Below are 23,036 nucleotides of genomic sequence, written 5' to 3' on the forward strand. Positions count from 1 at the left end.
AATAGAGGCCCTCTTCCCGGGAAGGGGGCCTCTGTTTTGATGGTGCAAAGAGAGCGGGTTCACGACGTTTTTCTCCCCGGACTCACCGCAATGATGGTACAATCAGCAGACTTACCCGGACATACATGCAGAGTGTAGACATGATCGATATCCATACCCACACAATTTTCGGCGACGGCAAGGACACGCCCGAGGAAATGGCCGCCGCCGCCTTCGATAAGGGCGTGACCGTCTTCGGCTGCTCCGAGCATTTTCCCCGCCCCGAATCCTACGACTACCCCACCGAGGGGTTCAACCACGAGGCCCTGGCGTCTGGGTGGTTCGATTACGTGTCATCGGTGGCCCGGGCAAAAAGGGCCTGGGAGGGGAGGATGACACTCCTCTTCGGGACGGAGGTGGACTACCTCCCTGCCGAGCGTCCGCGCATCGAGGCGGAGCTTTCGGCCTATCGCTTCGATTATCTCATCGGCAGCGTTCACATGATAGACACCTGGGGGTTCGATTATAACAAGTCCGAATGGGAGGGGAAGGATGTGGACGCCATATATGAGACCTATTATGACATCATGGAGGAGATGGTCGCCACACGGCTTTTCGATATCGTGGGGCACCTGGACCTGGTCAAGGTGTTTTCACCCTTTCATCCGCCGAAGCGGGATCACACACAAAGGGCCAGGATCCTCCTCCGCTCTATTAAAAAACTGGATATGACGGTGGAGATAAACACCGGCGCCCTCAGAAAACCCGTGGGAGAGCTGTCCCCCTCGCCGGAGCTTATCCGGGAGGCGGTGGAGCTTGCCATTCCCCTGACGGTTACCTCCGACGCCCATCGGACCGATGACATCGCCTATGGTTTTGATGGGGTGTATCGGATGCTTCGGGAGCTGGGCGTGCGTGAGACGATATATTACGTCGATCGCGAGCCGTTCGTCGTGCCGCTTCCCGGATAGAATCCCCCAGATGATGCGGCCCTCTCATCCCCGATTCCGATGAACCAATACCCGTCAATCAGTCCAACTCCTGCATGGATTCGTGGAATTCCTTGATGATTCGGACGATGTTGTCCAGGTCGTCCTCCACTTTGATGATCTCCAGATCCCTTTCCATAATCATGTCCGATTCCAGGAGCCGCTCGTGAATCCACCGGGCAAGTCCCTCCCAGTAGTCGCTCCCCACCAGGATGACCGGGAAGGGCTTGATCTTGTGGGTCTGGATGAGGGTAATTGCCTCGAAGAGCTCGTCCAGGGTGCCGAATCCTCCGGGGAGCACCACATAGGCCATGGAGTATTTGATGAACATGACCTTGCGGCAGAAGAAATAGCGGAAATCGAGCTTGATGTTGGAGTATTCGTTGGGGTCCTGCTCCATGGGAAGCTGGATGTTTAAACCCACTGAATACCCCCCGCCCTCGGCGGCGCCCCTGTTGGCCGCCTCCATGATGCCCGGTCCTCCGCCGGTGATGATGGAAAAGCCGGCGTCCGTCAGTTTCCTGGCGATGGTCCGGGCCGTCTCGTAGCGGGGATCCTCCGGCTTCACCCGGGCGGAGCCGAAAATGGAGACCGCGGGCATCACGTCAGGGAGAGTTTCGAATCCATCGACGAACTCCGACATGATGCGAAACATCCGCCAGGAGTCCTTCGCCGTAATGGCATCGATGATATATTGTTTTTCCACGTGATTCGTCATGAGCGTTTTCGCCTGTGTGTTTTAATGAATGACCGATATTATCCGGTAACCGAGGGGCGGATCGTCCGTCCCGGCCCCGGTGCTTAAAAAATGTGCGTGAACCGGGGCATTGTAACAAAAGGGGCGATCGGCTGTCAATAAATCGCTTGATGGATGTATGCCGTTGATTGTTGACAAACGCCCCCGACTGTTTTAGGATGGTAGTATGTACGGAGAACCGCAAGCAACGAAATTCTCCCCCCTGGCGATTATCGGCATGATATTCGCCATTTTCCTCGTGTTATTCGGATTTCTCAATCTTTATTCCCTGGCCTCTCCCAGCGCCACCAACACCGTGGGGCGTATTATCGTCGCCCTCATCTGCTTCGCCATCGGCGGAGGCATCATCTTCGCAGTCATCAAGCGGGCCTTCGCGAAGCCGGAGAAGATGGAGGTCATTCAGAAGATCGATCTCACCGGCGACGTGGCGGCCAAGGAGTTGACCTGCAAAAGCTGCGGGGCGATCCTGGATGACAAGAGCGTGTCGGTCCAGGCGGGCGCGGTGTTCATCTCCTGTCCCTATTGCCACAGCTCCTATCAACTCACCGAAGACCCGAAGTGGTAGCGATCCCATTTCAGACCATAACATATCCACGTGAAATCCCAGAGACCGCGGGCGGACCCCCGGAGATCCGCAGTAATGCCGTATCGGCATCAAACGGCTGTTCGGCCGTGGCTTTGGATGGTCAAACAAAACGAATTAATATAAAATAGAATGCGACACACGATCGATGGAAAACAGGAGTGCGCCGATATGTGACGCAGATTGAGAAAAACAGATTTACACGTCGGGCTGAAAAAGTATAATATAACAAGATATAAAACATATATTCGAATATCGACTGCAAAGGGGGGAGACAAGATGCACAGGTGGATCGACACGAGAGGGTACAGATCGGCCCGAAAAGCCCTTTTTATCCTGTCGGCGGTGTTATTTGGTGCGGTCCTCATGCCGGGAGCGGCGACAACGGCCCGGGCTCAGGATTACGCATTCACGGTGCCCCAGAATTATTCGGACGTCTATATCAATACCGACGGCTCCGTCACCATCCGCTATCAATTGACTTTTTATTGCGAACCGGGCGCTCACGCCATAGATATCGTGGATATCGGGCTTCCTAACGAGAACTACGTTATCTCCACCGCCCGGGCCTGGACCGACACGGGAGAGATCACGTCCATCTACCCCTCGGAGTACATCGACATCGGCGTCGAGGTCCACCTGGGATCCGCCGCCATCTATCCGGGCCAGACCGGCACCCTCTATTTTGAGATACAGAACGACAAGATGGTCTGGTACGACGACGACCAGCCGGACACCCACGCCTCGGTGGAGTTCTCCCCCACCTGGTACGGCTCCGCCTTCACCTCCGGGGTCACAGACCTGAGCGTCAGCATCCACTTTCCCGAGGGGGTGGGGCCGGACGAGACCATCTATCACTACCGGGAGTTCGACAACTGGTACTACGACGATCAGGGACGCATCGCCTTCAACTGGCGTGATACCGAGGCGAAGCCCTCCAAGCAGTACATGTTCGGGGTCTCGTTCCCTCTGGAGTACGTCGGTGTCGTATACGAACCCTACCACGAGCCGATACTGGTAGCCTTTCTCAAGGTGATCGGGAGCTTTGTCGCCGCCGTCTTTTTTCTCATCGTCAACCCCTTTACGTTATTCCTGTTCTTTATGATCGGTCTGCCGATCATCAGCGTCATCCAGTCCAAGAGGAGGAAACTGAAATATTTCCCGCCGTCGGCGGCCGTGGAGGGGGTGGGCATCAAGCGGGGCCTGACCGCCCCGGAGGCGGCGATGGTGCTGGAGCAGCCGCTCAACAAGGTGATCACGATGATGCTCTTCGGCCTGATGAAGAAGGGATACGTCAGGACCGAGGGGAACGGGACGCCGAAGATTTTCGAGATCAAAAACATTGAGAAACCGGATCTCAGGGATTATGAGAAGGAATTTCTGGCGTGCCTCAAAGAGGACGGGACGCTGGATACGGCCAAGCTGAAAAAGGCGATGATCGCCATGATCAAGGCCACCAACAAGAAGATCAAGGGCTTTTCCAGAAGAGAGACGAAGGATTATTACGCAAACATCGTCGATCTGGCGTGGCGGCACGTGACCTCCGCTAAAACCCCGGAGCTGTTGGGCGAGGAGTGGAGCGACAAGCTCGAGTGGATCCTGATGGACAAGAAGTATGGAGAGCGTATGGAGGAGACATTCACCGGCAGGGATATCATCATCCCCCGCTGGTATGATACTTACTGGGGATCTCATAGTTCCACGCCCCGAAGCGCGGCGTCCAGGGCCGGCGGCTCCGGGCTGCCGAAGGTCTCCGGCGCGGATCTCGCCAATAACTTCATCACCGGCGTGGAGAGCTTCTCCGGCAAGCTCGTCTCCAACGTGGAGACCTTCGTCAGCTCCGTCACCGAAACGACAAATCCGGCGCCGAAAAGCTCCGGCGGCGGATACAGAGGCGGCGGGGGCGGCGGGTGCGCCTGTGCCTGCGCCTGTGCCGGGTGCGCCTGTGCCTGTGCGGGAGGAGGGAGATAGACCATGAGCATCGTGAGATCATTTGTCGATTTCTTCAAAAAGGAAAAGCCGCTGTCCCCCGGGGTCTATCACCAGCGGGGAGAATTCGACCAGGGAGGGCATTACCGGCTTCACCTGCGGGTGGAGGAGGGGGGGAACTCCATCCTCTCCATCGACGCCTCCCGGATACTGCACCTGAACCGAACCGCCACCGAATACGCGAAGCTCATCATCGAGGGAAAATCCCGGGACGAGGCGATAAAAACCGTCAGGAAGAGATACCGGGTCGATGGGAAGACGGCTGAAAAGGACTATGACAGGCTGCTGGAGATCATCGATTCCCTGGTGCATACCGACGATATCTGCCCGGTGTCGTACCTGGATGTGGACCGCATTGAGCCCTTCGCCACGCCGATTCTCGCCCCTTATCGCATGGACCTGGCGTTGACGTATCGCTGCAACAATAAGTGCGGCCACTGCTATGTGGGGCTGGATCGGAAGGCCGATGAGCTGGATACCGAGGCGTGGAGGAATATCCTTAGAAAACTATGGGACATCGGCATCTTCCACGTGGCGTTTACCGGCGGGGAGTCCACCCTGAGGGACGACCTGCCGGAGCTGGTGGGGGTCGCCGAAGATTTGGGCATGGTTTCGGGGCTCTTGACCAACGGACGGCGGCTGTCGGACGCGAAGTATCTCCAGCGTCTGATCGACGAGGGCATCGATTATTTCCAGATCACCCTGGAGTCGTCGGATAAAAAGGTCCACAACGAGATGGTCTGTGCCGAAGCCTTCGATGAGACCGTGGCCGGCATTAAAAACGCGGCGGCGAGCCCCATCCACACCATCACCAACACCACCATCACCAGTATCAACGCCCATACCCTGGAGGAGACCGTTGCCTTCGTCAAATCCCTTGGGGTGGACGCGTTCGCTATGAACGGCATCATCTACACCGGCGAGGCGGCGGAGGGCGAGACGGCCGTATCCGAAGACGACCTGCATGATATCCTCGTTCGCGTCAGCGACGCCGCCCGGGAGCATGATCTCCGATTTATCTGGTACACCCCCACCCAGTACTGCCGATTCAACCCGATGGATCTGGATCTGGGGATGAAACAGTGCACCGCCGGGAGGTTCAACATGTGCATCGAGCCCAACGGAGACGCACTCCCCTGTCAGAGCTACTTCGAGCCGGTGGGCAATATTCTCAGGGATCGGTGGGAGGATATCTGGAACCACCCGCTGCTGGTTGGAATGCGACGTCGCTCGTTCGTGATGGATAAATGTGCGGACTGCGACCTCTTCTCCCTGTGCGGAGGGGGATGTCCCCTGGAGCGGGATCACGACACGTATCTCTGCGCCGAGAGCATGAGCAGCCCCTAACGGGAGACTCTCTTTCACTGTATGGTATGTTATATGTTACTATGAACACCGAAAGGAGCGAATTGGAGCCATGTTTCATCCAGATCTATGCGTACAATGCGGAACCTGCCTGAGCCAATGTCCCACCCTGTCATATCCCGTGGATAAGGCGAAAGAGGAAATCAAAAAACTGATCGACAAAAAGCCGACGCCGGTCACCGCCGAGTGTATCACGTGTGCGGCCTGCAACACCTTTTGCCCCGAGGGGGCGAATCCCTTCGATCTGATCAACGACCGACAGGAGGAAACCGGCGATTTCAAGGTGGGGGAGCGTTCCATTGCAATGATGTCCGGCGCGCCGATGATGCCCACCCAGGTGATCGAGGGGGATACAGATAAGCCGACGTTGAGCCTCTGCAGCGTTGGGGGGCTGATACCCGGCGCCATCGAGGGACGCCTCTTTGAGGGACTGACCATCCTCACAGGCGGGGATTATTTCTGTTACATCGGGTGGATTCATCTGGGCAAACCCTCAATGGTCCGGGAACACGCGGAAAAGACGGTTCGAAACCTGGCCGCCACGGGTGCTGCGGAGATCGTCTGTTATCACGACGACTGCTATGCGCTCCTGGCGAACAAGGCACCGGAGATGGGCATAGACGTTCCCTTCAGGCCGATTCACTTCATCGAGTATCTCAGGGACTATGTGAAAGATAACCTGAACGATGTGACGCCCCTGAACATGAAGGTCGCCTACCAGCAGCCCTGCGCGTCGCGCTACTCCATGGAGAAAGACCCGATCCTGGACGAGCTGTTCGGATACATCGGGGTGGAGCGGGTGGAGCGGGAGTACGATCGGGATCGGGCGCTGTGTTGCAGCGGTCCCATGAGGGCGATGGAGAATGTGTCGGACGAGGAGGTATTCGCCTGGCGGAACAAGAACGTGGATGACGCGAAAGATCACGGGGCCGAGGCGATGATCTATCTTTGCCCCCTGTGCGCCCTGGCCCTTCGGTATACCGCCAACGAGGCGGGGCTGGAATCCTACATGATCGGGAACCTCGTCCGAAAGGCGCTAGGGGAGGAGCTTCCCCTGGGGGGTGTGGGTCAGGCGCCTGTATGACACGGGCGGCACGGGACGCCGGAGGGGATCGGGTAATGATCTCATGGAACGGCGGATAGACGTCGGTACAAAGCGATGAGTGACAGGGCGGCACGACGGCCCGGGGCGCCTGAGAGAGGCGGGGATCGCCCCCTCCTCCCCCGGTCGGTCAGTAGATACGCTTTCCGTTCGTTACCTTCCGCTCGGGACCCAGAAGCGCCACACCGCCCTCTCCATCCACCCCCAGTATGAGCACCTCGGAAGAGACCCCTGCGATGACCTTGGGGGGGAAGTTGATTACGGCAACCACCTGCCGCCCCGTCAGATCCTCGGGTGTGTAGAGATCGGTAATCTGTGCGCTGGATGTTTTCTTTCCCAGGGGACCGAAGTCTATGGTCAAGGAATAGGCCGGTTTCTTCGCCCTGGGATTTTGTTCGGCCTTCAGTATGGTGCCGATGCGCATATCGACTTTTTCGAAATCATCGTAGCGTATCATGAGGATCTCCTTATGTGTATCCCGTCTCGCCCCATCGTTCTATCTAACCTATCGGGCCGCGTCTGTCAACACCTATCGAAACATGTTTAAATATTTTTCCACACACCGCCGCCATGGATGATACACTGACCCCCGACGACCGCTACTACCGCCTCCAGGCGGGATGGACCCGGCCCCATCGAAACGCCCTGTACCGGCGTATCAACCTCTCAGGGCGGCGTCGGGTACTGGATATCGGGTGCGCCGACGGATTCATTACCGAAGAGATAGCCCGAAAGGCCGACGGCCCGGTTACCGGCATAGACATCGACGCCGACGCCGTTTTTCGGGGGAGGGCCCGCTTCCCGGAACTGGATCTCAGGGCAGAGGACGCGTGCGGGCTCCCCTTCAAAAAGGGGGAATTCGACGCCGTTATTACGAGCTTCACCCTGATGTGGATCGCGGATCCCTCCAGGGTCTTGAGGGAGGTGCGGCGGGTGCTGGAGTCGGGGGGTCTGTTTTTGGCCACCGGGGAGCCTGACCACGGCGGGCGTATCGACTGGCCGAAACAGTGCGATGTGAAACAACCCTGGATCGACGCCCTCTCCCGTCAGGGGGCGGACCCGTTTTTCGGGAGAAAAATGGCGTCTTTGATTTCCGTCTCGGGCCTCGATGTGGTCGATGTGGGGGTGTTGTCGTCCCTGTGGGGCGGGGAGGAGGGTGAGGGGAGGGAGACCTACCTCGACGATCTGAGGCTTCAGCTTTCCGATCATGTGCCCGACATCGAGGGGCTCATAGTCGATGAGCGCCGGGCCCAGGATGAAGGCGAGCGGCTCGTCTTTCTTCCCATCTTCTGGGCCGTGGCGAAAAAGAGGTGACGCTGCGCCGTGCATCCTCCCGTTTTGGGGTGTCCCCGTTTACTCTATCCTCGGCCTGATTAAAAGCAAAAGCGCCGGCAGCACCAGGAGGTCTCCCAGAAGGGCTGTGATCATGGTCAGCCCCGAGAGAAATCCGAAGTAGCTGGTCGGTCTGAAGCTGCCGAACAGCAGCGTCCAGAATCCCAGAAAAAGAATGAACGACGTGGAGACGATGGCCCGCCCGGAGGTGAAGAGGGCGGTTTTCACGGCATCGGTGTGATCGTTTGATATGTGGTATTCCCGCTTGTAGCGGTTGAGCAAGTGGATGGTATCGTCCACTGCAATGCCGATGGCGACGGTGGAGATCATGACCGTCGCGGTGTCCAGCTTGATGTGGAAGAGCCCCATGGCCCCCATCGTTATTGCGATGGGGATGGAGTTGGGGATGATGGAGATGAGCCCCAGCTTGATCGATCGAAGCTGCAGCGTCAGCAGAGTGAATATCAGCACGAACGCCAGGGAAAAGGAAAATATCTGGCTTCTGATCAGGTAGTCCACCATGTCCACAAAGAGCGGCACCACCCCCGTCATCCGGCCGGAGAGATGGGGGGGGAGCTCTTCTGCCAGGTAATCGCCGACGGCGTCCATCAGGACACGACACTCCTTCGATGTCAGCATTCCCGCTCTCCCGCTGACCCTGAGCATCGAGCCGTCGAAATTGATGAAATAGTCAAGCTCCCCGTCCGGTGAAGATTCATAGAGGAGCAAAAGCTGAGCGACGGCTTCCCGGCTCTCCGGGAGTGTGTAGTGTGCCGGGTCGTTTTCGAAGTAGGCCATGCTGAGCCTCTTGAGCAAATCCGGCGCGGCGAGGCTTGCCGATAGACTCGGGCGGCTCTCCAGAAATCGCTGGAAATCCTCGACCGCCTTCATCGTTTCCGGGTCGTGGGCCGTCCCGGGAGGTCCTTCGATGACCACCTCTAAGGGAGAAATATATCCGACCCGCTCTTCGATGAAGTCATAGGCCTGTCTGAGGGGGTGACGCTCCCGGATGAATTCGATATTCTGGGTTTCCACCGTTATCTTCGTGATGAAAAAGACGGACACACAGAAGAAGCCCATACCCAGGGCGATGACCGTTCGGGGCCGAGAGGACGCCGCCCGCCAGGAGAGATCGAGCAGTCGGGTAATGGCGACGTTCCGCCCGGTGGAGCCTTTACTTCGAGGCATCGGGAGGAGGCTGTACCCGATGGGGATGACGGTAATGGTGATCAAAAAGGCGATGAAAATCCCCAGGGCGGTGAAGAGCCCCGTCTCCCGCACCGGGACCATCTGGCTTGTGGCCAGGGCGGAAAACCCCACGGCGGTGGTGACGGTGGTCATCAGACAGGGGACGCCGATGTGGGTGATGGTTTCCGTCAGTATCGACCGTTTCGACTTTTTCGGCTCACCGTTTGTCTCACACCGCTCGAAGTAGTGGTTGATGATGTGGATTGAATCGGCCACCCCGATGACCATCACCAGTGTGGGGACCATCGTGGTGACCATGTTTATCTCCACGCCCAATAGGCTGTAGGTCCCCATCACGATGCCGACGCTCAGCCCCACCGACAAAAGCGAGAGAACCGCCGCCGACCAACGGCGCATGGTCAGGAATATGGTGAAGATCGTCAGAAACGACGTTATCGGTATGAAGGTTTTCAGGTCGTTGAAGGTGAGCTCGTTCAGGTCCATCTGGAGGACCGGGATGCCGGCCACATGGATGGTATCGTTCCATGCGGATTCATACCTTCGGGCGATTTCCCTGGACCGGGCCACGATCACGTCCCGTTTGGTGTCGACGGCGGCCATATCCGCAAGGTGCGCGATGATGAGGGCGGTGGTTCCGTCTTCGGAGATGATGGTGCCGGCATACAGCGGGTTTGAATAGATTCTCGATCTGAGCGCCTCTATCTCTTCGGCGGTCCGGGGGACGGTCTCCATCAGGGGGGAGATGAGGATTTCCCCCGGAGCGCCCCATACATCCACCGAATGGGTGATGCTGACCACCCGGCGGACACCGTCGATATTGTTGAGATCATCGCCGATGTCTTTGATGATCGAAAGGTGTTCCGGTGTGAATACCGTGTCATCCGCGGCCAGCCCCAGAACGATGAATTCCTCGCCGCCGAAGGTCTCCTGAAATTGATCGAAGGCGACCAGGTTCGGGTCGTCCTCCACGAACCATATCCTGATCGAGTTGTTGACCTTGAGCTCGCCGATTTTCGGAACGGTCAGGAGTGCGGCACACCCCAGACATGCGAGGATGAGCCACCGAAACGAGATGATGATCTCTGCGAATCGCTTCATTCTCAGGTCCGGGGAAACCAGCCGGTTTTGATGGTGATTGCTCCTTCGGGGCAGATCTCCTGGCAGCAGAAGCAGCGAATACACCTGTTGTAGTCCATGGACATCTTCCCCGGCGGCCGTTTCTTACCGGACCGGGTGACGGCGGGCATATATCCCGCCTCCTCCCGGGAGATGGCCCGGGCGGCGCAGATCTCCTCGCAGCGGCCGCACATGACACACAGCTCGTGATCGATAATCGGCCGGGGGGTGAGTATCCGTCGGACCACCTTGGTCAGAAAACCGGGCACTCCCGCCGTCAGGGGTCCGGTGGGGGGAAACCTGAAACCCTCCACCGAGACGTCCTCGATCCTCTCGCCCAGCACCTGAATGTCCGAGAGCGACGTAATCCCCATCCCCGCCCGCTTCGCCTCCGCCAGGGTGAAGAGGAGCGACGGGTCAAGCCCCACGATTCGACACGCCACCGTATCCACCGCCGACGCATCCCGTCCCGCGATCAAAAGCCCCAGGTCCACCGGGTCCCCGCTGCCGGGGCCGTTGCCCTCCATGGCGGTGACGGCGTCCATGATCGAGAGGGAAGGGTTCACCAGGTAATGGAGGTCCACGATCATCCTGGCGAACTGCCTCGGCTTGTCGCCTACCCGCAGGTGCCACTGGGTTTTTCTCCCCCCCACCACGGTGCCGAACATGTTCTTGACGGCGAGGGTCATCACCATCTGGCCGTGTGTCTTCATCTTGGGAAGATTTATAATCTTGTCCACGGAGAGAATGTCGGTCGCCACCTCGAAGACCTTGAAGGCGCCTTCCGGGTTGCGTATCTCCGTGGAGGTTTCGAACGGCAGAAATTTAACGTCGTACTTTTCCAGTACCGGCAGCATCCCCCCCTTTTTGAGACACGAGAGGGGTGCGGAATAGGCGGGGCTGTCCCCCACGAGGGGAACGCCGCCGGCCTCCTTCACCAGCCGGACGGCCGCCTCCAACACGGCCGGGTGGGTGAGGGCGCCGGTCTCCGGCGCCTTGGGGGAGAGGAGATTCGGTTTTAGAAGCACCCGCTCCCCCGGGGAGACATAGGCGCTCATCGTGCCCACCAGGTCCACGGCCTCTTTCACCTTCTGATAGACCAGCTCGGGCCGGTAATCGTCACAGCGGACGACGGACACCCGCGTATCGGTCATGCTTCGTCCTCTCGAAAATGGATCGACATCACGTGAAACGATGTTCGACGACATTGTTTCATCGTATCACGCCGACTCCGACTCGGTCAATGCCGAAAGGCACATTCAGACGCAACGCCTTGAATTTCAGACGATCCCGTAAGGCATAACAGACGGAACGTTCGTAATACACGCGGGGAAGGGACGGGCGACGCCGGAAGTGTCCCTCAGGCGAACGCTATGACGAGCACTCCCGCCACCATCAGCGCTCCCGCCGCCATACGCTGGCGGAAATACGGCTCGTCGAAGAATATCTTGCCGAAGACGATGCCGAACAGCGGCATCGTCCGCTTGACGGCTATCATGTAGGCCACCTCCACCTGTATGACGGCGATGAAGTGGGCGATGTAACTGATCAGGGCGAACAGCCCGATGAGGGAAAGCCACTTCCAGTCATTGATGATACGCCGTCCCGTCTCCCGGGCGCCGGGCCCCATGACGAGCACCACCGGTATCAGCGCCAGGGAGAGTATCATGAAGTACGTGACGGTGAAGAAGAGGGGGGACGACAGCAGGATCCCCTTTTTCGCCAACACGGAGGTTACGGAAAACAACGCCGCAAGAAAGATCATGATGACCGATCCCCGCTCCCTGCCGATGGAGCGGATCGGCTCGAAAAGGCCCTTTCCGATGGTATGGAGGTTGATGGCATACGCCCCACCGGTGACGAGAACGATTCCCAAAACCCCCACGAGCGAGACCGTCTCACCCAGAAGAATGAATCCGGTAAGGATGTTGAAGAGTGGGGTCAGGGCCAGAAACGGCAGCGTCGCCGACAGGGGCGAGCTCCGGATGGCCCAGATATACAGCACCAGGGCGAAGACATCCAGGGGAATGAGCACGGCGACGATCGTGACGAACTCCCAGGACAGGGACGGAATCTCGACGAACGGGATGAGAAGCACCAGGAAGGGGAGCGTCCCCCATATCCGCGCCCCCGTCAGGAGCATCACCCCCGTTCGGTGGGATATGCCCTTGCACACGGTATCCATGGCCGCAAACGAGACGGCGCTTAACAGCGTAATCGGGAGCCAGAGCATAAATCAGGACGATCGGTTGGATGAATGGGTGATGCCCTCTTTAAATCGCTGAATGCAGGCGTCGCTGCAGAAGTAATGGGTTTCGCCGTTGATCCTCGCCCGGATCGCATCATTTTTGGGCAGGTAGACGCCGCAGGATGGATCCTGTACCATTACGTCGTTTACAGCCCTGCCGTCGGCTCCCATCACTGGTTTGTCCGGTTTCGGTTTACGGGGAGAAAAGAGGGACTTCGCAACGTAATAGAGTAAGATAAAAAAGGCGATAATCGCCAGGGTTTTGATCATTGAGGGTACACCTCGGTTGTGCTGTGAGGGAAAAACTCGAAAAGTGCGGGGGTCTTCCGATCCCATTGCACCCAGAGTTGATGAAAAATATATGAAGTATTACTATATCACGGGGCGGAGATTTTGTACATTGAGATTCAGAGTAAAAAAAGTAAAAAAAACTCTTGATATTTTTTGACATAAGTATATAATACAAAAAGATATATACTTTTATTAACCATGTAACGTGAGGGGGTATGTATGGCTTTTAATGCTCCGAAGAAGTTGACTTGGTGGATCGCCTTTGTACTGCTCCTGGTGGGCGGTATCTTCTGGATCCTCGGTCTTCTGGGCGTTGTAGAACTTCCCTACAGTATCGACGTCTGGTGTCTGTTGGTATCGGCGGTCCTCTATGCGCTTGGAACCTCACTCAAAGGCTTTTAGTGAAATCATCATCGTGAGAGAGAGACCCTTACCGTAACGCTTCGGGGGATTACCCAAAGCGTTGCGGGTGTCTTCACAAAAATTATCTCATACTGAACCGAGCGGATCACGATATTTCGTGCTCCGCTTTTTTTCGTGCTGCGTGCACGTTGCACACCGGCCGCAAGACGCCCTTCTTTCTTTGCTTGAAGGGGGGCCGATGGGCGATCTTCCTGAGATGTTTCCACCTTTCCGACCCCCGCCCCTCGTCCCGGCGACCTGAGGTTCTTCCCTTTTTCATATTTTTCTTGACATGAGCGGGAAAAATGTGTAAATAAGTTAATACAAAATTCATTTATTTACTTTTTTCTTACAGTTTTTCCGTCATGAAACGTACCGCCCGGAAAAACGAGATTCTCGACACCGCCATTACCCTCTTCGGGAAATTCGGCTACAAAAAAACGAGCCTTTCCGACATCGCCGACGCAGCCGGCGTCACCCCCGCCGCCCTCTATCGCTACGCCGACGGCAAGGAGGATCTCTATCGCGCCGCCGCGGGGCGGGGATTGCTCCGCTGGCAGGGTGCGGCCTTTGGTGCGGTGGAAACCCTCACGGATCCCATCGAGCGATTCACGGCCCTTGCCCTGGCGAGCTTTCGATATCTCGCCCGGGACGATGATTTTTCCGCCATGCTCAAGAGCGACCCGACCATCTTTCCCCTCTTTTCCGGGGATCGTTTCGAAACCGTAAACGACGCCAGCAAGGAGATGATCAAATCCATCCTGGCAGATGGCGTGTCCCAGGGCCTGTTTCGTCCTCTGGATCTGGAGCGGATCACACACCTGTTCTTTTCCATTTACAAGATGTTCATCGTCGGCAGCTATATAGAGACAGATCGATTTTCCGATGATGAATTGTTTTCCGAATCGTTGGATGTTCTGGTTCGGGGGCTTTTGACCGAAACAGGCAGACGGAGATACGAAACAAAATCGGACAGTATCCTGTATGAAGAAAAGGAGGAATGACCCATGATGGTGCATATCAACTTTCCGAAACGTATCGAACAGATACAAAAGGAGCTCAGAGAGAAGAAGATCGATGTGCTGGTGGGGACGCGGCTCAAGACCATTACCCACTGGTCGGGGGGATTCGTTCCGTGGAGGAGCGCCCTGATCATCCCCGCCGAGGGTCAGCTGACCCTGATCACCCCGCTTCTGGATTCCGGGCGATTGGCCGATGAAAGCTGGCTGGATAGTGTTGTCGGGTACGGGGCTCTACCCGGAATAGACTTTTTCGATATGATCAAGGCGTTCATCGATCCTATCGCGAAGGACGGGGGGACCGTGGGTATTGAGGACGGGACCACCAATTATCTCCCCGAGGGGTACATCACCCATCACGAATACGAGACCCTCAAGGGGATGTATCCGAACGCCGAGTTCGTCAACGCGGCGGAGATCACCGATCGGCTCTGTCTGGTCAAGGAGCCCCAGGAGATCAAGCTCATGCGCCAGGCTACGGCCATCGTCGACCTGGCCCACGAAGAGGTCAGAAAGTCACTCCGGGTCGGCATGAGCGAGAAGCAGATCGCGGGCATCGCCGAGAAGGTTATGCGGGACGCCGGTAGTGAATTCGCCTGGACCTTCACCGGCGGACAGGAAATCGCCGCAGGAGAGCGTACCTGGTGGCCCCTGGGAGGATGCACCCCCGCCACCGACCGCCTGATACAGCTGGGCGAGCCGCTGATGGTGGACCTGCACGGCATGTACGGGCTGTTTTTGGGGGACGTCGCCCATAACTACATCATGGGAAAGCCCACCAAGGAGCAGCAGGAGACCATCACCGCCTTTACCGAGACCGCCTATAAGGCCTTCGATGAAATGCAGCCCGGAAAGAGCCTCAAGCAGGTGACGCTGAACGTCCAGGAATTCGTGAACAAGAACGGATGGGCTGAATGGGTCCTTCCCGGCTTCGGTCACGGAATCGGACATTTGGGCAACGAATGGTATCCCTGCGTTGCGGAGAACCCCTCTCCGGGCAACAACGACCCCGACTACATCCTGGAGCCCGGATATATGCAGATGATGGCGATCGTCTGCAATCGACCGGGGGCGGCCGGTTTTCGCCTGGAGCGGCCCCTGCTCATCACCGAGACCGGCAACGAGGTGCTCTCCAAGCTGCCCGTCCAGCCGGGCATTATCCCCTGTGACGAGGCCCATACCTTTCGGGATCGATAATCACAGGTCGGATGGACCGTACGGGGGCCGCATACGTAACGTGTGCGGCCCCCTTTTGTTTTAGAGACCCCTTGTCCTTTTGTGGCTGTGGGTCATCGATCGCTGAGAATCTCGCTTGTTTTTCCAAAAAAGTTGACTAAATTCTCGATTTTCATTACAATAAGCTTTCGGGTGTGGAAGTGGATAGGTCGCTGGTGGGCCTCCCGGACTTCAAATCCGGTGATGGGCGCTAAAACCGCCCATGGTGGGTTCGATTCCCATGCACTTCCGCCATTTTTTATCGCGTACAATACTCAGAGGTAATATGTTCGGACTGGGCATTTGGGAACTGCTGATCGTCCTGATTATCATCCTGGTCATCTTCGGGGCGGGAAAACTGCCTGAAATCGGCAGCGGACTGGGCAGGGGGATCAAGAACCTGAAAACGTCGCTCAAGGGTGAGGACGAAATCGACGTCACTCCGAAAAAAGAGAAAAAAACCGAAAAGGTCGAGGAAGAAAAAAAGGAGACTACATAACGGATATACTTCTGTCAAGCAAGTCGCCGGCGGTTTCCTTGATCGTGTCATGGAGTGATTGATCCCGTGATACGTCCCTCAGATCCTGCGTTTTCAGGAAGTACAGGAGTACCATGGCAATCCCCACCGGCGTGTACGGATTCTTTATCATGGATATCTTGACGTTGTAGGATCGAAGCCATTTTTCGCTCTGGAAGATTTCCGTCAATATCATTTCGTTGTTCGGTCTCCTGGAGACCATTTTCAGTACCTCGTGCTCGGTCATTCGCGGGTTTTCAAGAATATTTCTGATGACCAGGGGATGCGGTTCGTAGATCAGTCGATCCAACAGATCCTTGTTTCGAGAACGGGCAAGGCTGCGCTTCTCTCCCAGGGTAAGATAATCCATATCACGGTTTTCCACGAAATCATATTTGCTAAACGGCCTCTTTTTCGGCTCCGGACTGACGAACACCACCGACGTCCTATTGTATCCCCTGTCTCGACACATGACATACAGCTTGAGCAATTGTTGACTCTGCATCTCGGCCATGTCGGAAAAAATATCAATGATGCTCATCAGAAAGTGCGCCGAGGAGGTGTCTCCCGGCTTGGTTCGAGAAAAGACCTCGTGAATCACCTCGATGATTATCTCTTCGGGCATATGGCTGAATCGATCCTTCAGGCGCAGCGACCGCATTTTTCTCTCGGGAACGGTTTCCATGCTCCCGACAAGATAATCGGCGAGGTGCCGGACCTTTCGGGTTTTCATGTCGAAGAGAATCGCGAGCAGTTGGCGATGGAGTTTTTGTCGGTCGGTGTCGGTCCCGGGTGAGCGCCCCGAAAGTTTTTGTCTGTCTGATGTCCGCTTCATCGTCTTGACCGGAGGGTATGTGCCATACTCTTTATCTACCAAAAAAAGGTCGTCGGTGCAAGCATTCGCACGTCCGGGATGGATGATGGGAGAACGAATTCACTCCGATCCCGAAAATCGAAAGTAAAAAATATATGGATACGGTGTATCACTATTGTATCATACTGGGCCTGTTGATGGCGGCGCCGACGCTCTTTCTGGAGCTGTTTTACCTGGTTTCCTACCGAACCTTCCTGACCATGCTGGTGTCGGATCGGGAGATGATCGCGCGCAAGCGATGGAATCTTTTCCGTCATACAAATGGTGTTTTCATACTTTGCATCGTCGCAGAGACGACCGTCATCGTCCTGGCGCTTCCTGAATGTGTTTCATCTCCCGTCAGGGCATTGTTCTCCATTGCGTGCATTTTCTTCACCTTCTTCCCGTATATGCTCCTCCAGGGCCGTATTGATCGATCAATCAGGCACATAGACTATTCCTACGGCGGGTATGTAAAGTTTCAGCTCTTCTTTTTCTTCTCGAGATTTTCAGCCGTTTTCATCCTGCTGGTATTCCTGCACGTGCCGTTTCTGAAAATAGAAAATCCCTACGATATTTCCGTTTCCCGCATATTTATTCTGATTGCGGCGTTAACGCTTTTCGTGCTTGCGGTGTTGTTTCAGACGCGCCTTGTGGGTGCGATGACAAAGATCCTGGTCAGGTCCGACGACGACCCGCTGACCGAGCGCATCCAAAAAATGGGCGATCGGGCCGGCGTGGGTCGGATACGCCTGTTCATCATGAATACATACGACTATCCCTATTTCAACGCCTTCGCCGCTCCCTTCGGTATCCTTTATTTCACCCGGCCCCTTCTGGATGAATTGACGGAAGGGGAAGTTCTGGCGGTGGCGGCCCATGAGATCGGGCACTTAAAGACGATGGCCAGGCGCACCGTCTTCGTATTGATCGTATACGCCCTGATGGCGCTGACGGTATGGGTCTTTTTTCCCCTCGGATATGCGCTGTTCCATCGGGGGGAATGGGTGTCCCTGGCCGTGATTGTGGGGTTTGTGACGCTGCTGTTGATCATCTTCGGCGCCCGGAGCTGGAGCCGCGTCTATGAACAGAAGGCGGACGATATTGCGGCAGAGCTTATCGATGAACCGGAGACCCTGGTGACGGCCCTGGAGCGCATATACGAGATGAACATGATCCCCCGCCGGTTCGATGCACATGGATCGGAGCGGGCCAGCCACCCGAGCCTGGAGCGGAGGGTGGCGCATTTGAGGGGAGAGGACCTCCCGAAGCCGAAGAAACTCACCTGTGGAAGGGTGGTTCTTTTCATTATCGCGGTTCTGGTGGTGACGCTGTTTTTGGTTTCTCGGAATTATTACGGCGATTGGGAAAGCGACTATGATTACCAGGGAAGCTGGGCCGATCCGATTAGGTCCCACGAGATGAGAATCGAGGAGCATCCGGACGATTACGAAATCCTCAAAGAGGCGGCGATCTTCTATTACTATTACGGGTATGACCTGGAGGGGCTGAGGACCGCGGAAAAGGCCGAAGAGCTGGGGGTCGATCATCAACTGCTGCTCGTCAAGGGCGTCATGCAGTATTATCTGGGGCGCCGGATCGGGGCGATCGAGTCACTTGAGGAATCCTACCGGATGGGCGGGAACGTGATGGCCCTCAAATGGGCGGCGTATCTTCATGCCATGAGGGGAGACGGCGAGGCGGCCCGGGAGGCCCTTGATACATGTCGTATGCTGATCCCCTGGGATCCGTACATGGGAGAGTTGGACACATATCTGGACGGCCGGGCGGAGTATATTCTGCCCCCCGGATACCTGCTGGTGGGCGAGGGGAAGGCGGGATACCTTCTGTGGTTGTATGAATACGACGAATGAGGGCCGGCGGCGATTAGAAGCAAGGGGCGGGTTCATTCATCTGACAGGATTTTTTTCACCTCTTGTGCACTCAGCCCTTCGATTTTGACCCGTTTTGTCCGGGACGATTCCCCGGAAACGATGCTGACCCGGGACGGGGCGATGCCGAGAAGCCGAGAGATGAACTTCGAGACCGCCCGGTTCGCCTTCCCCTCCACCGGGGGCGCCGTGACGGACAGCTTCAGGGCGCCGTCGTGCACACCGATGACCTCATCTTTCTTCCCTCCGGGCTTCACCCGCACGGAAAAAACAGCCGATCCGTCTTTTTCTGATATCGTCAGCATCGCCTAAAAGAATGTTGGGTGTATGTAAGTATAGGGGGTGGGAAGGAACATCGCCGCCAGGACAAAGAGCCCCCTGACCACCGTATAGTTTACGGCCAGAAGGATCAGAACGGCGATGATGGGGGTGATGTCGAATCCGCCGACCGGTGGGATGATACGCTGGATGGGGCGGAGGATCGGATCGACCATGGCGAACAGGGCAAGAACAATGGGATTGTAGGGATTCGGATTAACCCACGATATGATCGCCCAGACGACGATGATAATAATCAGGAAATGAATCAGCATCCTGAAAAGCGTCATCACCGCATAGACGAACATGCCCAGAATGAAAACGGCCTGGAAATTGTCGCCGGAGTCGGCAAACAACAGGAGCGTTCCCACGAGGAAGATCCTGATGAAGATGATGGCGAAAATCGCCGTTATGGGAGACAGATCTATCCTGCCGGTTGACGGTGTGATGCGACGGGCAAGCGAGAGGACGGGTTCCGTGATCCGGTTGAGAAACGTGATAAAGGGATTGTGTGGATCCGGATTCACCCAGGATATCAGAGCGCGGATGATGATGATCCAGACATAGACGATTAAAAGAATGTTGATGATAATCGCGAGGGTTCTCAAAACGCTGCCGGAATCGACCATAAGAAAAGATCCACATAATATGTCAAAAGGGTATACTTCGTGCCGAATGCGGGGAATCATCGGGAAACTTTGACAATCCCCACCGGCCGGTATATGATACTACACGAACCCGGGAAATACAAATTTCTTTTTAGAAGAAACCATGCGCGTAATCATCGCACATACAGCCGGCTTCTGCATGGGAGTAAGAAGGGCCATGAACAAGGCCTTCATCACCATGAGGCGTGAGGAGGGTCCCATCTACACCCACGGTCCCCTCATACATAATCCCCAGGTGGTCAAGCTGCTCAATGAACGGGGCGTGCGCGAAATACACGATGCCTCCGAGGCGTCCGACGGGACAGTCATACTCCGGGCCCACGGGATAACCCCCTGGGAGCGGAAGAACCTGAAGCAATCAAACCTCTCAATCGTGGATGCCACCTGCCCCAAGGTGGGGCGCGTTCACGCGGCGGTCAGGAAGCACCACGCCCAGGGGTATCTCGTGGTGGTGGTGGGGGACCAGGATCACCCGGAAGTGGTGGGTATCGTGGGTCATACCGACGGCACAGGCTTGGTGGTCAATACGCCCGCCGAGGCCGCCGGGCTTCCCGATGTCGATCGGGTGCTCGTCGTGGCCCAGACCACCTTTGAGGAGGGACGGTTTTCGGAAATTCTCGACGCCATCCGCGCCCGCTATCGGGGCCTGGAGGTCAAGGCCATAAACACCATCTGCCAGTCCACCATGCGGCGCCAGGAGGAGGTCAGGCACCTCGCGCAGCGTGTGGACGCCATGGTGGTGGTGGGAGGCAAAAACAGCGGCAACACCCGGCGGCTTGTGGAGGTAGCGGTGGAATCGGGGGTGCCGGCGTTTCACATCGAGGACGTCTCCGATCTGGACGCCGATGTCCTGTGCGCTTATGGCACCGTGGGGCTTACCGCGGGGGCGTCCACTCCCAACTGGGTGATAATGGAGGTGGCGGATCACCTCTCCCACATCGACAGGAAAGAGCGGCGGCCTATCTGGTCACGGGCGGCGTCTATGATGCGGTTTCTCGTGCTGACGAGCATATTCGCCTCCATCTCCGCCGGGGGTCTGGCCACCGCGGCGGCGGTGCTGATGGGGGTGAACTCCTTTTTTGTCATCCCCCTGATTTCCGGCCTCCTCATATTCACCATGTATGTGCTGAACAGGACCCAGGATCGGGAGGCGCTGAAGTTCAACGATCCGTTGCGGGAGGCCCTGTATACGCGGTACAAGACGGCGCTGTCACTCTCCGGGGTGGTGACCTTTGCGGTGTCTTTACTCCTTGCTTTTATGATAAGTGGTGCTGTGGTGGTTCTGCTGGTGGCGGCGACGCTCATGGGTATCGCCTATAGTGTCAAGGTAGTGCCGGAGTCCTTTGAGCGGTTCACCAGGTATCGGCGGCTCAAGGACATCCCGGCCTCCAAGACATTCTTTGTGGCAGGGGCCTGGGCGGCGATCGCCGGGGCCGTTCCCTATTTCTCCGCTATCGACAGAATCACCTTTATGAGCTTCCTGGCGGTCTTCTTCATCGCGTTTCTTCTGGTCTTCATCCGGGCGGCGCTGTATGATATCCGGGATATCCAGGGTGACGCCGTGGTGGGGCGGGAGACGATACCCATCGTCATTGGAAAGGGATGGACCCAGCGGCTTCTGGTGGTCTTAACCGCACTGGTAATGTGTGTATTGATTGTGAGCACGGCCACGGGATTGGTGACCAGTGTGGGGTGGTGGCTTTTGATTATTCCCTTCTATACCTTCTGTGTGCTCTATCTCTACCATCGGCGGGTGATTTTCCAGGGGATCGTGTTTGAACTTGTGGTGGATTTTGGATTTATCCTGGCGGGGATGACCTCACTGGTATGGTTTTTGTATACGCGCCCGCATTGATCGGATTTATTAAAAAACATTGATTTATCAAGACGGCGGGCATTCTTGTGCGTGATAATTTTTTGGAGGCGACATGGATGTAATCGAAGCAATCAAGACCAGGCGGAGCGTTCGGCGGTTCACCGGGGATCCCATCCCCGACGATGTGATGACCGATATCCTCGAGGCGGTACAGTGGGCGCCGTCCTGGGCCAATACCCAGTGCTGGGAGGTGATCGTTGTGAAGGATCAGGCCATCAAGGACCGCATCGCCGAGGAGGTTATGAAGGGCAATCCCGCGGCGAAGGGTGTTCTTGCGTGTCCTGTGGTGTTGGTGATGCTGGCAATTGAGGGGCAGGCGGGTTTTTACAAGGGAGAGGCCATCAGCGACAAGGGGGACTGGTATATGTATGACATCGGCGTCGCCCTGCAGAACGTCGCCCTGGCGGCATGGCGGCACGGGCTGGGGACGGTGCATGTGGGGGCCATGGACGCGCCGGGGCTGGAGAAGATACTGAACGTCCCCAAAGGCCGGCGGGTGGTCTCTTTAACTCCCCTTGGATATCCGGAGAAGGTGGGCCCCGCGCCTCCGAGAAAAGAGATATCCGAATTTGTCTTTACAGACACATACGGAAACAAATAACCGAAAAGAAATCGCATCACCGGGCGGGGGTTTTTGCATGAGCCCCCGCCCTTTTTTTATTGTTCGTTTACCCTGTGATCGTCAGGCATTATCCTTTGATGTTTCCATTGCATCGGCAAGACTATTTACCGAATCACATGTTTCCCATACAATTATTAGGAATACTATGTATGAAATAGCACCAGATAGAATAAAAGGCCATTCCATTTCAGGAACACTTAATGAAAGCATTAAAAATAGACAACATATCGAAATAAGTATTGGCAATGTATAAAACATAAGTCCACGTAAAGGTAATGGGAGTACTTCTGATTCAAGACCATATCTGATTATATAGTCTCGATAACGTTTTACATAACCGAAATAGAATTCAAACATCCAGATGAAACCAATGATAGGAATGAGAAGCAGTATCACTGCTACTGTGGGGGTTGCTTTTACATTTTCGTCATAAGTGGCCGCCCACATGCGACGGTGAAAATGTATGAAGACTATTAAATAAATAATCTCGATCAACAATTTTGCAGGCAAGTCTTTGAAAAACAAGTTAGGTATTACAAGGTCTTCAATAAAGGGGGAAATAAAAATAAAAAGAAAAAAGGAAAGAAAAATTGCAAGGAAAAGACCTTTATTTGCCCTAGTCACTAAAAGTGTTGACAGGTGACGAGTAAATAGAAGACGAGTCACGGTCTTCCTGTTAAGATGGATTAGCCAA

General features: G+C 56.1%; 23 protein-coding genes and 1 tRNA gene. 14 read left to right on the forward strand and 10 right to left on the reverse strand.

Translation table 11 applies throughout. The annotated features are described in order from the left end of the window. The first annotated feature begins 125 nt into the window (after nucleotides 1-125). Nucleotides 126-950, forward strand: coding sequence for a histidinol-phosphatase (locus JW885_04670; protein MBN1881447.1), 825 nt, complete (start codon nucleotides 126-128; stop codon nucleotides 948-950). A gap of 58 nt (nucleotides 951-1,008) precedes the next feature. Here the strand turns inward: JW885_04670 and JW885_04675 are convergent, their stop codons facing one another. Further along, nucleotides 1,009-1,686, reverse strand: coding sequence for a TIGR00730 family Rossman fold protein (locus tag JW885_04675; GenBank protein MBN1881448.1), 678 nt, complete (start codon nucleotides 1,684-1,686; stop codon nucleotides 1,009-1,011). Between the two features lie 205 nt (nucleotides 1,687-1,891). On the opposite strand from JW885_04675, the gene JW885_04680 reads away from it, so the two are divergent. The 4 genes from JW885_04680 (at nucleotide 1,892) to JW885_04695 (ending at nucleotide 6,746) form a co-directional block, all read left to right on the forward strand. Beyond that, nucleotides 1,892-2,290: a hypothetical protein gene (locus JW885_04680; GenBank protein MBN1881449.1), complete on the forward strand. Its 399-nt coding sequence runs from the start codon at nucleotides 1,892-1,894 to the stop codon at nucleotides 2,288-2,290. Nucleotides 2,291-2,587: 297 nt separating this feature from the next. Further along, nucleotides 2,588-4,279 (forward strand): hypothetical protein, encoded by a 1,692-nt coding sequence (locus JW885_04685; GenBank protein ID MBN1881450.1) that lies wholly within the window; start codon nucleotides 2,588-2,590, stop codon nucleotides 4,277-4,279. Between the two features lie 3 nt (nucleotides 4,280-4,282). Then, a complete protein-coding gene (locus tag JW885_04690) occupies nucleotides 4,283-5,644 on the forward strand; it encodes a PqqD family peptide modification chaperone (protein MBN1881451.1) in 1,362 nt (453 codons plus the stop codon). A 70-nt stretch (nucleotides 5,645-5,714) separates the two neighbouring features. Then, nucleotides 5,715-6,746 carry a (Fe-S)-binding protein gene (locus JW885_04695; protein ID MBN1881452.1) on the forward strand — a complete coding sequence of 344 codons (1,032 nt, stop codon included), beginning with the start codon at nucleotides 5,715-5,717 and terminating at the stop codon, nucleotides 6,744-6,746. Between the two features lie 148 nt (nucleotides 6,747-6,894). Here the strand turns inward: JW885_04695 and JW885_04700 are convergent, their stop codons facing one another. Beyond that, complete coding sequence (locus JW885_04700; protein ID MBN1881453.1) at nucleotides 6,895-7,221, reverse strand: tRNA-binding protein; 327 nt, start codon at nucleotides 7,219-7,221, stop codon at nucleotides 6,895-6,897. A 113-nt stretch (nucleotides 7,222-7,334) separates the two neighbouring features. Here JW885_04700 and JW885_04705 point away from each other — a divergent pair, with 113 nt between their 5' ends. Then, nucleotides 7,335-8,078 carry a class I SAM-dependent methyltransferase gene (locus tag JW885_04705; protein ID MBN1881454.1) on the forward strand — a complete coding sequence of 248 codons (744 nt, stop codon included), beginning with the start codon at nucleotides 7,335-7,337 and terminating at the stop codon, nucleotides 8,076-8,078. A gap of 39 nt (nucleotides 8,079-8,117) precedes the next feature. Here the strand turns inward: JW885_04705 and JW885_04710 are convergent, their stop codons facing one another. The 4 genes from JW885_04710 to JW885_04725 form a co-directional block, all read right to left on the reverse strand. Continuing rightward, nucleotides 8,118-10,403, reverse strand: coding sequence for an MMPL family transporter (locus JW885_04710; protein MBN1881455.1), 2,286 nt, complete (start codon nucleotides 10,401-10,403; stop codon nucleotides 8,118-8,120). Between the two features lie 2 nt (nucleotides 10,404-10,405). Beyond that, nucleotides 10,406-11,575, reverse strand: a complete 1,170-nt coding sequence (locus JW885_04715) for a DUF362 domain-containing protein (GenBank protein ID MBN1881456.1) — start codon at nucleotides 11,573-11,575, stop codon at nucleotides 10,406-10,408. A gap of 206 nt (nucleotides 11,576-11,781) precedes the next feature. Next, nucleotides 11,782-12,654, reverse strand: a complete 873-nt coding sequence (locus JW885_04720; GenBank protein ID MBN1881457.1) for an EamA family transporter — start codon at nucleotides 12,652-12,654, stop codon at nucleotides 11,782-11,784. A 3-nt stretch (nucleotides 12,655-12,657) separates the two neighbouring features. Then, nucleotides 12,658-12,939 (reverse strand): hypothetical protein, encoded by a 282-nt coding sequence (locus JW885_04725; GenBank protein MBN1881458.1) that lies wholly within the window; start codon nucleotides 12,937-12,939, stop codon nucleotides 12,658-12,660. Between the two features lie 240 nt (nucleotides 12,940-13,179). Here JW885_04725 and JW885_04730 point away from each other — a divergent pair, with 240 nt between their 5' ends. From JW885_04730 to tatA, 5 genes are all read left to right on the forward strand, one after another. Next, nucleotides 13,180-13,362 (forward strand): hypothetical protein, encoded by a 183-nt coding sequence (locus tag JW885_04730; GenBank protein MBN1881459.1) that lies wholly within the window; start codon nucleotides 13,180-13,182, stop codon nucleotides 13,360-13,362. Between the two features lie 365 nt (nucleotides 13,363-13,727). Next, complete coding sequence (locus tag JW885_04735) at nucleotides 13,728-14,366, forward strand: TetR/AcrR family transcriptional regulator (protein MBN1881460.1); 639 nt, start codon at nucleotides 13,728-13,730, stop codon at nucleotides 14,364-14,366. Nucleotides 14,367-14,369: 3 nt separating this feature from the next. Further along, nucleotides 14,370-15,578 (forward strand): aminopeptidase P family protein, encoded by a 1,209-nt coding sequence (locus JW885_04740; protein ID MBN1881461.1) that lies wholly within the window; start codon nucleotides 14,370-14,372, stop codon nucleotides 15,576-15,578. Between the two features lie 175 nt (nucleotides 15,579-15,753). Next, a tRNA-Sec gene (locus JW885_04745) sits at nucleotides 15,754-15,851 on the forward strand. A gap of 31 nt (nucleotides 15,852-15,882) precedes the next feature. Then, nucleotides 15,883-16,095: a twin-arginine translocase TatA/TatE family subunit gene (tatA, locus tag JW885_04750; protein ID MBN1881462.1), complete on the forward strand. Its 213-nt coding sequence runs from the start codon at nucleotides 15,883-15,885 to the stop codon at nucleotides 16,093-16,095. Here the strand turns inward: tatA and JW885_04755 are convergent. Further along, a complete protein-coding gene (locus tag JW885_04755) occupies nucleotides 16,088-16,948 on the reverse strand; it encodes a hypothetical protein (protein ID MBN1881463.1) in 861 nt (286 codons plus the stop codon). The two genes, tatA and JW885_04755, sit on opposite strands and share 8 nt — an antisense overlap. Before the next feature lie 134 nt (nucleotides 16,949-17,082). Here JW885_04755 and JW885_04760 point away from each other — a divergent pair, with 134 nt between their 5' ends. Further along, nucleotides 17,083-18,840 carry a M48 family metalloprotease gene (locus tag JW885_04760; GenBank protein MBN1881464.1) on the forward strand — a complete coding sequence of 586 codons (1,758 nt, stop codon included), beginning with the start codon at nucleotides 17,083-17,085 and terminating at the stop codon, nucleotides 18,838-18,840. A gap of 32 nt (nucleotides 18,841-18,872) precedes the next feature. Here the strand turns inward: JW885_04760 and JW885_04765 are convergent, their stop codons facing one another. Both JW885_04765 and JW885_04770 read right to left on the reverse strand, forming a co-directional pair. Next, the gene (locus tag JW885_04765; protein MBN1881465.1) at nucleotides 18,873-19,163 is read right to left on the reverse strand and encodes a YggU family protein; all 291 of its coding nucleotides are present in this window, start codon (nucleotides 19,161-19,163) and stop codon (nucleotides 18,873-18,875) included. Nucleotides 19,164-19,166: 3 nt separating this feature from the next. Next, the gene (locus tag JW885_04770) at nucleotides 19,167-19,805 is read right to left on the reverse strand and encodes a YggT family protein (GenBank protein ID MBN1881466.1); all 639 of its coding nucleotides are present in this window, start codon (nucleotides 19,803-19,805) and stop codon (nucleotides 19,167-19,169) included. Nucleotides 19,806-19,947: 142 nt separating this feature from the next. Between JW885_04770 and ispH the strand changes: the two genes are divergently transcribed. Then, on the forward strand, nucleotides 19,948-21,699 hold the full coding sequence (gene ispH, locus JW885_04775; GenBank protein ID MBN1881467.1) for a 4-hydroxy-3-methylbut-2-enyl diphosphate reductase: 1,752 nt from the start codon (nucleotides 19,948-19,950) through the stop codon (nucleotides 21,697-21,699). Nucleotides 21,700-21,772: 73 nt separating this feature from the next. After that, a complete protein-coding gene (locus JW885_04780; GenBank protein MBN1881468.1) occupies nucleotides 21,773-22,321 on the forward strand; it encodes a nitroreductase family protein in 549 nt (182 codons plus the stop codon). Nucleotides 22,322-22,402: 81 nt separating this feature from the next. On the opposite strand, the gene JW885_04785 is transcribed toward JW885_04780, so the two are convergent. Continuing rightward, on the reverse strand, nucleotides 22,403-23,036 hold a 634-nt coding region (locus tag JW885_04785; GenBank protein ID MBN1881469.1), incomplete at its 5' end, for a hypothetical protein.

It is taken from the genome of Candidatus Zymogenaceae bacterium, assembly GCA_016931225.1.
Classification (GTDB): Bacteria; Desulfobacterota; Zymogenia; order Zymogenales; family Zymogenaceae; genus JAFGFE01.